Below are 13,335 nucleotides of genomic sequence, written 5' to 3'. Positions count from 1 at the left end.
GATGTTAAAAAAAAGCCTATTAACCATTTTTTTAGTTTCCTTTGCGATCACTAGCCTACTCATTGGTTCATCTATTTACACTCTCTATAGCAAGAAAAGATTGTCTGTAGACCCCAAAGTCAAAGAAATCTCAGGGATTGAATTTGATAAATTTAATCGACTTTGGGCCATAAACGACAGTGGCGATCAACCCAAGTTGTACCGCCTTAATCAAGATGGGTCTATTGCAAAAGAAATCTTGGTAACCAATGCTAAAAACATTGATTGGGAAGATATGACGCAAAATAAATTTGGTCATTTCTTTTTGGGGGATTTTGGCAATAACAAAAACGACCGAAAATGGTTAACCATTTATAAAATCGAAAATCCAATCGATATTAAAGGCGACACCACTGAAGCAGAGATTATCAAGTTTACATACCCCGAAATGGATGGCCGCCCCATCCAACCTGATCAGCGAAATTTTGATTTAGAAGCCTTTGTAGCCTTAGGGCGACATTTATATCTATTTACCAAAAATCGTACTGAGCCATTTGATGGCATTACTAAAGTTTACAAAGTTGGCGATCATGCAGCTAATTTTGATGCACAGTTAATTGATTCGTTCAAAACTTGCACCACCATGGAAAAGCTTTGTTGGATCACTTCCGCGGCGCTTAGCCCAGATAGAACTAAGTTGGTTCTACTTGATTCCACCAGTATTTGGTTATTTGAGAACTTTCGGGGTGATAAGTTTTTTTCTGGTGATGTATCACGTATTGACTTAGGCATTGTTACGCAAAAAGAAGCAATCACTTTTTACGATGACAACACGATTGTTTTTACAGACGAAGAGTTTAAAGGCATTGGTGGTAATGCCTATGTTATAAAGCTTGATGAAGTCGAAAAGAAAGTCATCCGCAAAGCGCCTCAAGCTGATACAAATTAAGTTCTATAGGCAAAAACTAAATCAAAGGTTAAGGTTAACGCTTAAACTTCGTTTCTAAAATCACCGACGACGTTGTTCGCTCAACACCATCTAAGTTACCAATGTCATCTAACAAGTGGCTCAACTTTTCAAGGTTTTGAGCTTGCACAACGGCGATCAAATCAAATTCACCGCTAATTGCATAGAGCTGTGAAATAGCATCAATCTGCTTTAGTTCAAGGTTCGTTTTAGTGGTCAATTTTTGTTTCACTTTAATCGAAACGTGGGCTGATACCATTTGGCTCAAATAAGCATCTCCATAGTCTACGCTGTAGCCTTTGATCACCCCTGTTTCTTCTAATTTTAACATTCGGCTTTGAACTGTTGAGCGCGATAAGTTAAGCGCCCTCGCTAGGTCTGAAATACTCGCACGCGCGTTGGTTCTTAAGATAGCTAATAGTTTTTCATCTTGTGAAGTTATCACTTTGACTACTCTTTTCGTTAATTTGCTTTTTATTTTAGTCATTTTTCACAAAATAGCACTGCAAATTTAAGTCCCTAACCCAGATAATAAGAAAAATAGATAAGAAGAATAATCTCATCGTGCTTAATTAGGCAGGAACGGCTTAACTGACCTATTTTTTGCAATTTAACTTTTTTCATACTAAGCCAGATTTAGGTGTAATAAATGCAAGTAACAAGAGAACTTTTTAACGACGTAATGGTACCAAACTACAACCCATCAGAGGTTATTCCTGTTCGCGGTGAAGGCTCACGTGTTTGGGATCAAAACGGTAAAGAATTTATCGACTTTGCTGGTGGTATTGCCGTTAACTGTTTAGGCCATTGTCACCCAGCTCTTGTCAATGCCCTAAAAGATCAAGGCGAAAAAATTTGGCACTTATCAAACGTAATGACAAACGAACCTGCACTTCGCCTAGCTAAAAAGTTAACTGATGCGACATTTGCAGACAAAGTGTATTTTGCAAACTCTGGCGCAGAAGCAAACGAAGCGGCATTAAAATTAGCGCGTCGCTGGGCATTAGATGTACACGGCGAGCAAAAGAACCAAATCATCGCGTTTAACAAAGGTTTCCACGGTCGTACATTCTTCACTGTTACCGTAGGTGGTCAAGCGGCTTACTCAGACGGTTTTGGTCCTAAGCCTGCTGCTGTTGATCACTGTGATTATAACGATTTAGCTGCGTTTGAAGCACTTATCAGTGACAACACCTGTGCCGTAATGATGGAACCACTACAAGGTGAAGGCGGTATCATTTCGCCAACGAGCGATTTTATCAAAGGTGTTCGCGCATTATGTGATAAACACAATGCTTTACTTATTTTTGATGAAGTACAAACAGGTGTTGGCCGTACAGGTGATTTATACGCATACCAAGGCTTAGATGTAACACCAGACATCCTAACAACAGCAAAAGCGTTAGGCGGTGGTTTCCCAATTGGTGCGATGATCACAACAGCAAGCATTGCAGCGCATTTAAAAGTAGGTACACATGGTTCTACTTACGGCGGTAACCCACTTGCATGTGCGGTAGCTGAAGCTGCTTTTGATACTGTTAACACAGCAGAAGTACTAGCCGGTGTTAAAGAGCGCGAACAGCTGTTACGCGATGGCTTTGCTGCAATCAACGAAAAATACGACGTATTTAGTGAAGTACGTGGTAAAGGTCTATTATTAGGTGCAGTACTTAACAGCAAATTTGAAGGCCGTGCACGTGATTTCCTAGTAGCAAGCACTAAGCACGGTTTAATGAGCCTTGTTGCTGGTACAAACGTTGTGCGCTTTACACCATCTTTAGTTATTCCATTAGAGGATATCAAAGAAGGGTTAGCTCGCTTTGAAAAAGCGGTTGCAGACGTTGTAAACGGTTAATCCTAGTTGGCGCATGCTTAAAGCATGCGCCATTGGAGTGCACTTAATGCAAGTATTACGTCCTATAACAGCAAATGATTTTGCTGCGTTAAAACAAATTGCTGTTGAATCTGGTCATGGTTTTACCTCGTTACCAGTTGACGACAATTTACTACAAGAAAAAATTGAACGCGCAGAACGCAGTTTTGCAAAAGACATTAATAAACCACAAGACGAAACCTATTTATTTGTTTTAGAAGACAGTAAAACGGGTGATGTTATCGGCACAACGGCTATCGAAGCTGCTGTAGGAATGTCGGTTCCTTTATATCATTACCACCAAGGTAAAACTGTTCACCATTCACCTACTCTCAATGTATATAACACGGTTGATATTCTGAGTATGTGTAATGACTACACTGGTTGCTCTGAAATTTGTACCTTGTTCTTACGTGAGCAAAACCGCAAAGGTTTAACAGGTCGCTTTTTATCGCGTTCTCGCTTTTTATTTATGGCCCAGCATAGCGAGCGTTTTGCTGACACCATTATCGCAGAAATGCGTGGTGTAAGTGATGAAGATGGCCATTCACCTTTTTGGCAGTGGTTACAAGAACACTTTTTTAGCATTGAGTTCCCACAGGCTGACCATTTAGTTGGTTTAGGCGATAAAGTCTTCATCAGCGAGTTAATGCCGAAGTACCCTATTTATGCCAACTTACTGAGCAAAAAAGCACAAGCTGTGATTGGTAAGGTTCATGAAAAAACCAAGCCTGCGCTTAAACTTTTGGAAAAAGAAGGGTTTGAGCACCGTGGTTATGTCGACCTATTCGATGCAGGGCCAACGGTAGAAGCAAAGCTTGGCAATATTCGCAGTGTCCGTGAGTCACAAGTTTGCCCTATCAGCATTGGTGAACTTGCGCATATCAATGAGCAAAGCTCAGATACATTAGCTATTTGCAACCAAGGCGTGAATGATTTTAGAGCCACATTCACCAAGCATGCTCATTATAACCACGCTAAGCACACATTAATCGTCAGCCAAGAAGTGGCAGATGCACTTAAATTAAAACAAGGGGATGCAGCACGGTTTTTCCGTTTGTAACCACTTAAGGAGTTTAAAATGAGTGTCACAACTCAACTTATCGATAACCAATGGCAAGAAGGCCTTGGTCATGATTTTAGTTCAATCAACCCAAGTAATGGCGAGGTTGTTTGGCAAGGTAAAACAGCCACAGCTGAACAAGTCGCTGATGCAATCAAAGCAGCTCGTAGTGCGCAGTTAGGCTGGGCTGATATGACTCTTGAAGAGCGTATCGTTATTCTTGAAAACTTTGCAGCAGAGCTTAAAGAGCATAGCGAAGAATTTGCAACGATCATTGCCCGCGAAACAGGTAAACCGCTTTGGGAAACACGTACTGAAGTAGGTGCAATGACGGGTAAAATCGCCATTTCAATCAGAGCCTATAACGAACGTACGGGTACCACAGAAAACCCAATGCCTGGCGCTAAAGCATTTATTCGTCATAAGCCACATGGTGTTGTTGCAGTGTTTGGCCCTTATAACTTCCCGGGTCACTTACCAAATGGCCATATTGTGCCAGCTATTTTAGCGGGTAATACCGTTGTATTTAAGCCATCAGAACTAACACCACATGTTGCTGAATTCACCTTAAAACTTTGGCTTAAAGCAGGCTTACCAGCCGGTGTCATCAACCTAGTGCAAGGTGAAGTAGACACAGGTATTGCACTTGCCTCTCATCAAGATATTGATGGCTTATTCTTTACGGGTAGCTCAAATACAGGTCACCTATTACATAAGCAATTTGCAGGTCACCCAGGTAAAATTTTAGCGCTGGAAATGGGGGGTAATAACCCACTGATCGTAAAAGATGTCGCAGATGTAAGTGCGGCTGTTCACGACATTATTCAGTCTGGTTTCATCACCTCTGGCCAACGTTGTACCTGTTCTCGTCGTTTATTCATTGAAAACTCGGCAAATGGTGATGCAATTTTAGAAAAATTAATTGCTGCAACAAAGCAAATTAAAGTCGCCGACAGCTTTAGCGAAGATCAACCGTTCATGGGTGCAATGATCAGCGAAAAAGCAGCACTAGGTATGGTTGCAGCTCAGCAGCAGTTACTTGATATGGGAGCAACCTCTCTTGTCGAACTTAAGCATCTTGAACCGGGTACTGGTTTTGTAAGCCCTGGTATTATTGATGTAACGGCTGTTAAAGAGATGCCTGATGAAGAGCACTTTGGTCCTCTTATCAAAGTTTATCGCTACACAGATTTCGATAGCGCGATTAATGAAGCAAATAACACCTCATTTGGTTTATCTGCTGGTTTATTAAGTGATGATAGCGATGACTACCAGCATTTCTTAAAACGAATTCGTGCCGGTATCGTTAACTGGAACCGACCAATTACAGGCGCATCAAGCGCTGCCCCATTTGGTGGTATTGGTGCCAGTGGTAACCACAGAGCAAGTGCCTATTACGCTGCTGACTACTGTGCATACCCTGTTGCTTCTGTTGAAGCCGAAAAAGTTAACTTACCACAGACCCTTGCGCCGGGCTTAATTATTGAATAATTGTTTGGCGGCCTCGCCGCCTTAATTGAAGGAATTAAACATGCACACAGATGTAAACGCCCTATTCGAAAACCTATGGGACAACTATTTATCAGTTACGCCATCGGCGGTAAAAGTACATGAGTTACTTGGCTCAACCCAAAAAGATGACGTGATTAACGATCACATTGCTTTACGTACTTTTAACCATGAAAAAATTGGTTTAGAAAAACTAGCTGCGCACTTTTTAGCAGTTGGCTACAAAGAATGCGGCGAGTACCACTTCGAAGCGAAAAAACTATACGCTAAGCACTTCGAACACTCAGATCCTAAGCAACCTAAAGTTTTCATTTCTGAATTACTTGTTGAGCAATGTTCAGAAGAGCTGCAAACGATTGTCAACGACATGGTTGCACAGATTGACGAAAACGCTGTTACAGCCGATAATTTCCTGTATTCAGGTACGCACTGGCAAGTAAGTTCAGACACTTACAAAAAACTGCTCGCAGAAAGTGAATATGCAGCATGGATGTCAGCATGGGGTTACCGTGCTAATCACTTTACGGTGAGCATCAATGAATTGGCTAAATTCGATGATATCGAAAGTGTAAACCAAGCACTTAAAGATGCGGGTTTTGCGCTAAATACATCTGGCGGCGAAATCAAAGGTTCACCAGAGGTATTACTCGAGCAATCTTCAACCCTTGCTGATGACAGCGAAGTTGAATTTAGCGATGGTGTTGTTGCCGTACCAAGTTGTTTTTATGAGTTTGCTTTGCGCTACGCAAAACCAGATGGTGAGCTATACACTGGCTTTGTTGCAGCATCAGCTGACAAAATATTTGAGAGCACCAATGCTCGATAACTAAAAAGAGTTTATGTATGAGGCTAATTGGGTTTATCGTAATTTTATTTACTCTAAACACTGCTACGGCAACAGAAAAGCCTAAGCTAACAATTCTGTCTCATGCATATTTTGCTAATGAATTTGACAAAAATAGTGTCAACCGTCACCTAAATGCTGTAATCAAACCAGCCCTTGCAGATGAATTCGATATAGATGTCGAAATAACAAATCATGCTCGGTTATTAAAACGCTTATCTGGTAACGAAGCTAGTTGCACTTACAATGCCATCAAAACCCAAAATCGATCGAAAGCTATGATATTTTCGACGATACCCACGTACATGCATGTACAGCGTCGTTTATACGCCCTTAAAAGTACCTTAAAGTCAGGTTCGGAGCCTGTTTCTGTTACAGAGCTACTAAAAAGCAAAGCTAGCTTTGGGATTGTTGGCTCAACTAGTTACCGCGAACTTGATAGCATTTTCGCTGATAAAAAATTCAATGTCGCAACGATTTACGGTGAAAATGCTTTTTTGCAATTAAGCCGCCTACTTTTCAGCAAACGTATTGATTACATCGTTGCATACAAACAAACACTTGATGTACACATTCCAGCTCATGAATTAAACCAACTCACATCAAGACGTATTGCTGAATACCCAGAATTTATAAATGGCTTTTTTACATGTAGTAAAAACACAGAAGGTTATCGAGCTATGTCGCTTATAAATGATTATATGCAAAAGGTAGAAATGGCTGCTTATATCAAAGAACTCCACCAGCAAATGAACGATCCTAGCGACGCAGAAGCAATGCTTAAAATTTACACAAACGAATATGGAATACTCTTTCAAAACGACTAAGCAGCCTCTAACTTTTGCATAAAAATAACTCAAAATATTATCAAAAAACACTTGCGCAAATAAAAACGCAGATCTATTATCTCGCCGCTTCTTGATGATAGCCAATCCGAGTACATTACGAACCCTGTTTGTAGCAAGGCGATAGAGCAACTATCCAAGAGTGTATTTGATTGCACAGAACAAACTGTGCGCTTAATAACACTCAACTGACTCGGACTTCCACTTTTTTCCGAGCAGTTGCTTAATTGCCGGAGAGTAAAATGGCTATTTCAACACTTACACAAGACTTAACAATCAAAGTACCTGCAGCGTCGGTTGCAGCAAACGAACCAGTAGCACAACCTTCAAACCAATTTATTGAGCAACTCGTTGCACAACATGGCGCGCCATTAATGGTGCTTGATTGTGAATCAGTTCGTCATCAATACCGTGCATTAAGCCGTGCTTTACCTGGCGTTGCTTTACACTTTGCATTAAAGCCACTTCCTCATCCTGCGGTTGTTCGTACGCTTTTAGAAGAAGGTGCCAGCTTTGATTTAGCAACCAGCGGCGAAGTTGACTTAGTCGCCAGCCAAGGCGTACCAAGTGACCGTACTATTCACACGCACCCAATCAAACGTGATCGTGATATCCGTGATGCACTTGAATACGGTTGCAATGTGTTTGTGGTAGATAACATCAACGAACTAGAAAAGTTCATTGCATACAAAGACCAGGTTGAGTTACTTGTTCGCTTAAGTTTTCGTAATGCGGAAGCATTCGCTGATTTATCGAAAAAATTTGGTTGCAGCCCAGCAATGGCTATTGAAATCATTAGCTACGCGCAACAATTAGGTATTCGTATCAAAGGGTTGTCGTTCCATGTTGGCTCGCAAACAGCAAGTCCGGCTAAGTATGTCACTGCTATTGCTGCATGTAACCAAGTGATTAACGACGTAGCCGCATTAGGATTACCTGCGCTTAGTACGCTTGATATTGGCGGTGGTTTCCCTGTGCCTTACAACAAAGACGTGCTGCCAATTGAGGAATTTTGTGCGCCAATCAATGATGCCTTAGCACAGTTACCAGAGACAGTTCGCGTAATTGCTGAACCAGGTCGCTTTATTGTAGCCAGTGCGGTTACCAGTGTTGCATCGGTCATGGGTCAAGCAGTGCGTGATGGTAAGCCTTGGTACTATTTAGATGATGGTATTTATGGCTCATTCAGTGGTTTATTGTTTGATGAAGCCTCATACCCTATCGACTCGTTTAAACAATCAAACGAACGTGTTGAGTCCGTGTTAGCAGGCCCGACTTGCGATAGCATCGACGTAGTAAGTGAATCAATCATGCTACCAAAATTAAACAATGGCGATTTAATCATCAGCCGTATGATGGGTGCTTACACATTAGCAACTGCAACAGATTTTAACTTCTTCAAACGTGCAGAAGTTATCGTACTGAATGATGTAGTGCAGGTTGACGCACTCACCGGTTAATCGTTTCCTCGACTAAAAGCATGTAAGGCAACATGCTTTAACTCTTAAAATGCAGCTGCTCATTCCAGCTGCATTTTTTTGCTTAAAGAAACAGTGGTTTGTAGTCGTTTTCTAATTGTTCAAACGACAAGTTACCAATAAAACGGCCAAAGCTTAGCCAGGTTGCTAGGCCTCGTAAGTCTTTAAAGTGTGGTGGTATAAATTTAGGGTCTTCAATCACACCTAAATCATGTAATTGCGATATCAGCCTGAAATCATCAATTGAGATTTTACCGACTAATAATAAGTGCAATTGATCAATTCGGCCTAATTGAATGGCAACCCGAATAAGGTTATACACCAACACGAAACCTTTGATGTAGGCGATATCTTTGGTAAAAGGTAAGCCTGTTGCTGTGCTGCCTCTAAACACGCGTTGAGTAAGTGTATAGCTTTCGTCTTTACTCAACCCTTGCGCTACATAATCACGATAAATATCAACAAATTCTGCGCCATCAATGACTTTAGTAATACCTTGAATACGGTTCACTAATTTTGCTAAACGTCGCGGCGTTGACTTTAAGGTAATAATTTCGGTCAAGACAGCAAGACCTTCTTGGGTGACCGTAGAGCTTGGAGTGCCTTTACTTAAGCAAGTTAAATATGGCTGTGCAAGACCATTTTGCGTGGTCCCAACATGGATCCAGCCTTCATGCACCTCAAGAATATCTAGCTCTCTTTGAGAAAATTTAACATCTTGATTAAGTTTAATATTATTTGCACCTGCCGCAGCATCACTCACAATACCATCACTCAGAATAACCTCAACATCAATGCCTGGCATCGTTTGAGCTACTTGTGATGCTAAAATTTTTACTGCATCTTCTGCATCAATGTTTTTTGGATCATCTGGCAAGATATCAGCATCAAGCATGCTTTTTAGCGGCTGCTCAAGCATGGTTGCAAGTTCAGAAAGTGAAGGCTCTCCAGCATGGAATAAATCTTTTGGATGACCAAACAACTCAACAGACAAATCATGAAATTCAGGAGTACCACGATATTCAATCATACTGAGTACGGTTTTATATTCAGTACACATCTTGCTCATATATTGCGCAATTGGGTTTAATTGCCCTAGCTGGCTGATGATATCGCGATTTAAATCAGAAAACGCACGACGTAACTCACTTGGTACAAAACCAAGGTCACGCTGTTGGTAATAGGCTTGATCAACTGTTGGGTTCTTTTGGCACTTATGCTTAAAAAACTCTTCTTTGATTTGTTTATCCCAATTAATCGCATCAAGGATACGAATGGGTGTTTGCAGTGCGATTAATCGGTCAGATAACTCGCGTGTTTTTGCTAATAATGCCTTATCTATCATGCTCTAGGCTCACTGTGTAATGAGCCTAGAGCATAGGCTAAATTTGCATAATTACAAAGCAAAATTAAGCGTTTTTTAGCTAAAATTTAGCTTTTTTAGAGACTAATTTTCCGTCGTTGTAGAGAAGTAAACTGGGTACCGAATTAATGCCATTTTCGATAAATAAATCATTACCATAATCGATTGAAACTGGCATGGTTGCAGAGAATTTATCAACATATTCTTGCACTGCGCTTTGGTCAGTCCATAACTGACTCACTTTAACCTCGACATCAACTCCTTGCTCTGCCAACTGATTAACATGTTGCTGTGCTAATTCACACTGTTTTGCCATTGCAGGGCGCGTGTCGGCTAAGTACCAGTCGCACCATGTTGCGGTAAATAATACGGCTTTTTTTCCTTTGTTCGGAATAAGCAAAGGAGTGGCTTGGCCTTGCTTTTCGTTTAATAAGCGCGCTTCATCAACTTTGCCATTGTGTGATAACAAACGTAATGTGTTATCAAGCGGTTTATCAGCTTCGTGGCCTTGAAAAATCACCTTTTTATCACTATCAATCAATACATGAAAAGGGGTGCCCATAAATTCATAATGTTTAGCAACTTGCCCTGTGTGATCAGTAAAAATTGGCATAGTAAGTGAAAAACGCTCTTTAACCTTAGCAACAGCGTCTGCATCATCATTGAGATCAATATTAATAGCCACAAATTGAATTTTATCGCCATATTGCTCATATGCATGCTGAAAATGTGGCATTTGCTCCATACATGGCTTGCACCAAGTTGCCCAAAACTTTAAGTAAACGGGTTTCTTGCCTAAGTAACTGTTAAGCTTAACTATTTGCCCTGCTTCATTTTCTAACATCAGGGGGGCTGTATTTGCTGATATGCTTTTGCTTACAAGTAACAAGCCTGCTAGTAGTATCAGGGGTATAAACTTATATTTCATTGTGCGTCCCTCAAATAAAATCTATCTTAAGTTTAAGGTAAGAGAAAATATTGTAAATTTTCGACATCTGCTATCTAAATGTGATTTTACTGATTTATCGCAAAGTAAGGTTTTAAAATTCACAACTCGTTTAATGCCTACATAAAATAACACTAAACTTTTTATAGGTTTGAAACGTATTACACAAAAAAAGGAGTCATTATGAAAAATGAGCTAGACGGTAAATTGATCCTCTCAGTGTATGAAAAAATCATTCAACACGGTGAAGATCATGAAGATGGAAAGCTATATGAGGGTATTTGCGCTTTTTCGGATATCGATGGTTATACGGTCTATCTAAAAGGCAGTGGCGTGTTACTGCGCTTTGGTTTTCACAATACTTATCACCTTGACTATCAACATGAAAAGAACAAAGAGGACTTTTTAAAGAAAGTGCTTTATATCGCAGAACAGGAACTGTAAAGAAGTAATGAAACGACGGGTAAAAGCTGAGTCAAAGCAACAGCAAGCGTTTATTAACCAAGTTATTAATGAGCTAAAATCTAACCCAGATAAGTTAGATATCATTCGCGAAAACCTTAGTTACTATCGTGAACAACAGTTCCTCAAGCGTGGTTTTCTACTAGCTATTGAGCGCTTTGATTGGGTATTTGAAGCAAGTAACGATGTAGAGCAAATCTGTGCGCAAATTCTAGCCGATGATTACATTGGCAAACGTTTGCGCCGCTATCCCTTGCTATACAAGGGCATTTTGGAACGTACCTATTAGTTCTCCCACCGCTAAAACATGATCTGTCCGGTAAAAAATGCTAGGTTAGCGCCATTTTGAAATAACGAGAACTGGACATGTCAAAAACTATAAACTCTCACAACACCCATGAGGGTGGCAATAATGGGTTGTTTAACCGATTTTTAGCCACCGTTGAATTTTTGGGTAATATGCTCCCCCACCCTATCACTTTATTTGCAATGTTCTGCGTTGCTATTATCGTTTTTAGCGGCATTGCCGATTGGTATGGTTTAAGCGCTATCGACCCACGCCCTGAAGGCGCTGCTGGTCGAGACCCTGATGGTGTTATTGAAGTTGTCAGCCTACTTAGTGCCGAAGGCCTGCAGCGTATCGTTACTGGCCTTGTTACGAACTTCACCAGCTTTGCACCACTTGGTACGGTATTAGTCGCTTTATTAGGTGTAAGTGTTGCAGAACACTCAGGTTTACTCTCTGCTGCTATGCGCGGCATGGTAATGGGCGCATCTAAGCGTTTAGTTACTTTTATGGTGGTGTTTGCTGCGATTTTATCAAATACGGCGTCTGAGCTTGGTTACGTCGTACTTATTCCATTAGCAGCCATGATATTCCACAGCCTTGGTCGTCACCCTCTTGCCGGTCTTGCTGCGGCATTTGCCGGTGTTTCTGGTGGTTACAGTGCCAATTTATTACTCGGTACCATTGACCCGCTACTTGCTGGTATCACCACGCCAGCAGCACAAATGATTGATCCAAATTATCAAGTTGGCGCTGAAGCAAACTGGTATTTCATGATGATTTCGGTATTTTTAATTGCCATTTTAGGTACGTTTGTTACCGAGAAAATCGTTGAGCCGCGCCTTGGTAAGTACAACCCTGATGAAGCAAGCAACGATTTGCCTAAAAATGATATTGCCGGTTTAACCGATAAAGAAAAGTCAGGACTAAAATGGGCGGGTGTGTCACTGTTAGTGGTGTCACTATTACTTGCTTGGACAATTGTTCCTGAAGACGGCATTTTACGTAATCCAGAAACAGGCCTTGTGGCACATTCACCATTTTTAAAAGGCATTGTGGTGTTTATCTTTGTGACTTTTGGTATTCCGGGTTTTGTTTACGGCCGCGTTGTTGGCACCATGAAAAACGATAAAGATGTCATCGATGCCATGAGTAAAAGTATGAGCTCGATGGGTATGTACATTGTGCTGGTTTTCTTTGCAGCACAGTTTGTTGCCTTCTTTAAATGGACCAACCTAGGCACAATTTTAGCCATTAACGGTGCTGCTCTTTTACAAGCATTAAACCTAACTGGCCCTGAAGTATTCGTGCTATTCATTTTAATGTGTGCATTAGTAAACTTAAGCTTAGGTTCTTCATCTGCACAATGGGCTGTAACGGCCCCCATCTTCGTACCAATGTTAATGCTAATCGGCTATGCGCCAGAGACTATTCAAGCGGCGTACCGAATTGGTGACTCGGTTACTAACCTTATCACCCCGATGATGAGTTACTTTGGTTTGATACTGGCTGTTGCGACTAAGTATAAGAAAGACATGGGGATTGGTACATTGGTTGCGACCATGCTTCCTTACAGCATGATCTTCTTTGTTGGTTGGGTCGCGTTATTCTACTTATGGGTATTTGTTCTGGGTTTCCCAGTTGGCCCTGAATCACCGATTTACTATCAGCCTTAAAGCGCTTCTTAAAGGTGTAAAAAAGCCAAGCTTTGAAGCTTGGC

General features: G+C 41.0%; 13 protein-coding genes. 10 read left to right on the top strand and 3 right to left on the bottom strand.

The features are described from left to right. The first annotated feature begins 1 nt into the window (after position 1). The gene (locus tag IRQ78_RS03700; protein WP_138616545.1) at positions 2 to 928 is read left to right on the top strand and encodes a hypothetical protein; all 927 of its coding nucleotides are present in this window, start codon (positions 2 to 4) and stop codon (positions 926 to 928) included. Between the two features lie 34 nt (positions 929 to 962). On the opposite strand, the gene IRQ78_RS03695 is transcribed toward IRQ78_RS03700, so the two are convergent. Next, positions 963 to 1,391 carry an Lrp/AsnC family transcriptional regulator gene (locus IRQ78_RS03695; RefSeq protein ID WP_054554593.1) on the bottom strand — a complete coding sequence of 143 codons (429 nt, stop codon included), beginning with the start codon at positions 1,389 to 1,391 and terminating at the stop codon, positions 963 to 965. A 204-nt stretch (positions 1,392 to 1,595) separates the two neighbouring features. Here IRQ78_RS03695 and IRQ78_RS03690 point away from each other — a divergent pair, with 204 nt between their 5' ends. From IRQ78_RS03690 to IRQ78_RS03665, 6 genes are all read left to right on the top strand, one after another. After that, complete coding sequence (locus IRQ78_RS03690) at positions 1,596 to 2,801, top strand: aspartate aminotransferase family protein (protein ID WP_194441372.1); 1,206 nt, start codon at positions 1,596 to 1,598, stop codon at positions 2,799 to 2,801. 46 nt (positions 2,802 to 2,847) lie between these two features. Continuing rightward, entirely contained in the window at positions 2,848 to 3,882 is a 1,035-nt protein-coding gene (astA, locus tag IRQ78_RS03685; RefSeq protein ID WP_054554521.1) for an arginine N-succinyltransferase, read from the top strand. Positions 3,883 to 3,900: 18 nt separating this feature from the next. Beyond that, positions 3,901 to 5,373 (top strand): succinylglutamate-semialdehyde dehydrogenase, encoded by a 1,473-nt coding sequence (gene astD, locus IRQ78_RS03680; RefSeq protein WP_194441371.1) that lies wholly within the window; start codon positions 3,901 to 3,903, stop codon positions 5,371 to 5,373. Positions 5,374 to 5,413: 40 nt separating this feature from the next. Continuing rightward, positions 5,414 to 6,217 carry a DUF1338 domain-containing protein gene (locus tag IRQ78_RS03675; protein ID WP_138616539.1) on the top strand — a complete coding sequence of 268 codons (804 nt, stop codon included), beginning with the start codon at positions 5,414 to 5,416 and terminating at the stop codon, positions 6,215 to 6,217. Between the two features lie 17 nt (positions 6,218 to 6,234). After that, entirely contained in the window at positions 6,235 to 7,062 is an 828-nt protein-coding gene (locus IRQ78_RS03670) for a hypothetical protein (RefSeq protein ID WP_166340804.1), read from the top strand. A 260-nt stretch (positions 7,063 to 7,322) separates the two neighbouring features. Next, a complete protein-coding gene (locus tag IRQ78_RS03665; protein ID WP_188728802.1) occupies positions 7,323 to 8,540 on the top strand; it encodes a type III PLP-dependent enzyme in 1,218 nt (405 codons plus the stop codon). An 82-nt stretch (positions 8,541 to 8,622) separates the two neighbouring features. Here the strand turns inward: IRQ78_RS03665 and IRQ78_RS03660 are convergent, their stop codons facing one another. Continuing rightward, entirely contained in the window at positions 8,623 to 9,903 is a 1,281-nt protein-coding gene (locus tag IRQ78_RS03660; RefSeq protein ID WP_166340802.1) for a flavohemoglobin expression-modulating QEGLA motif protein, read from the bottom strand. Positions 9,904 to 9,982: 79 nt separating this feature from the next. Continuing rightward, on the bottom strand, positions 9,983 to 10,849 hold the full coding sequence (locus tag IRQ78_RS03655) for a TlpA family protein disulfide reductase (protein ID WP_194441370.1): 867 nt from the start codon (positions 10,847 to 10,849) through the stop codon (positions 9,983 to 9,985). A gap of 201 nt (positions 10,850 to 11,050) precedes the next feature. Here IRQ78_RS03655 and IRQ78_RS03650 point away from each other — a divergent pair, with 201 nt between their 5' ends. The 3 genes from IRQ78_RS03650 to IRQ78_RS03640 all read left to right on the top strand — a co-directional run bounded on the left by IRQ78_RS03650 (position 11,051) and on the right by IRQ78_RS03640 (position 13,291). After that, positions 11,051 to 11,311: a DUF3081 domain-containing protein gene (locus IRQ78_RS03650; protein ID WP_054554528.1), complete on the top strand. Its 261-nt coding sequence runs from the start codon at positions 11,051 to 11,053 to the stop codon at positions 11,309 to 11,311. Between the two features lie 7 nt (positions 11,312 to 11,318). Beyond that, positions 11,319 to 11,618, top strand: a complete 300-nt coding sequence (locus IRQ78_RS03645) for a hypothetical protein (protein WP_054554529.1) — start codon at positions 11,319 to 11,321, stop codon at positions 11,616 to 11,618. Between the two features lie 77 nt (positions 11,619 to 11,695). Beyond that, entirely contained in the window at positions 11,696 to 13,291 is a 1,596-nt protein-coding gene (locus IRQ78_RS03640; RefSeq protein WP_135926342.1) for an AbgT family transporter, read from the top strand. Positions 13,292 to 13,335: the final 44 nt, after the last annotated feature.

It is taken from the genome of Pseudoalteromonas simplex, assembly GCF_015278155.1.
Classification (GTDB): Bacteria; Pseudomonadota; Gammaproteobacteria; order Enterobacterales; family Alteromonadaceae; genus Pseudoalteromonas; species Pseudoalteromonas simplex.
This window is presented reverse-complemented; position numbering and strand designations above follow the sequence as displayed.

Bases quoted from the DNA above. Each gene is read 5' to 3' on its own strand.
- IRQ78_RS03700 (WP_138616545.1), top strand. From the start codon at position 2: ATGTTAAAAAAAAGCCTATTAACCATTTTTTTAGTTTCCTTTGCGATC.
- IRQ78_RS03690 (WP_194441372.1), top strand. From the start codon at position 1,596: ATGCAAGTAACAAGAGAACTTTTTAACGACGTAATGGTACCAAACTAC.
- astA (WP_054554521.1), top strand. From the start codon at position 2,848: ATGCAAGTATTACGTCCTATAACAGCAAATGATTTTGCTGCGTTAAAA.
- astD (WP_194441371.1), top strand. From the start codon at position 3,901: ATGAGTGTCACAACTCAACTTATCGATAACCAATGGCAAGAAGGCCTT.
- IRQ78_RS03675 (WP_138616539.1), top strand. From the start codon at position 5,414: ATGCACACAGATGTAAACGCCCTATTCGAAAACCTATGGGACAACTAT.
- IRQ78_RS03670 (WP_166340804.1), top strand. From the start codon at position 6,235: ATGAGGCTAATTGGGTTTATCGTAATTTTATTTACTCTAAACACTGCT.
- IRQ78_RS03665 (WP_188728802.1), top strand. From the start codon at position 7,323: ATGGCTATTTCAACACTTACACAAGACTTAACAATCAAAGTACCTGCA.
- IRQ78_RS03660 (WP_166340802.1), bottom strand. From the start codon at position 9,903: ATGATAGATAAGGCATTATTAGCAAAAACACGCGAGTTATCTGACCGA.
- IRQ78_RS03655 (WP_194441370.1), bottom strand. From the start codon at position 10,849: ATGAAATATAAGTTTATACCCCTGATACTACTAGCAGGCTTGTTACTT.
- IRQ78_RS03650 (WP_054554528.1), top strand. From the start codon at position 11,051: ATGAAAAATGAGCTAGACGGTAAATTGATCCTCTCAGTGTATGAAAAA.
- IRQ78_RS03645 (WP_054554529.1), top strand. From the start codon at position 11,319: ATGAAACGACGGGTAAAAGCTGAGTCAAAGCAACAGCAAGCGTTTATT.
- IRQ78_RS03640 (WP_135926342.1), top strand. From the start codon at position 11,696: ATGTCAAAAACTATAAACTCTCACAACACCCATGAGGGTGGCAATAAT.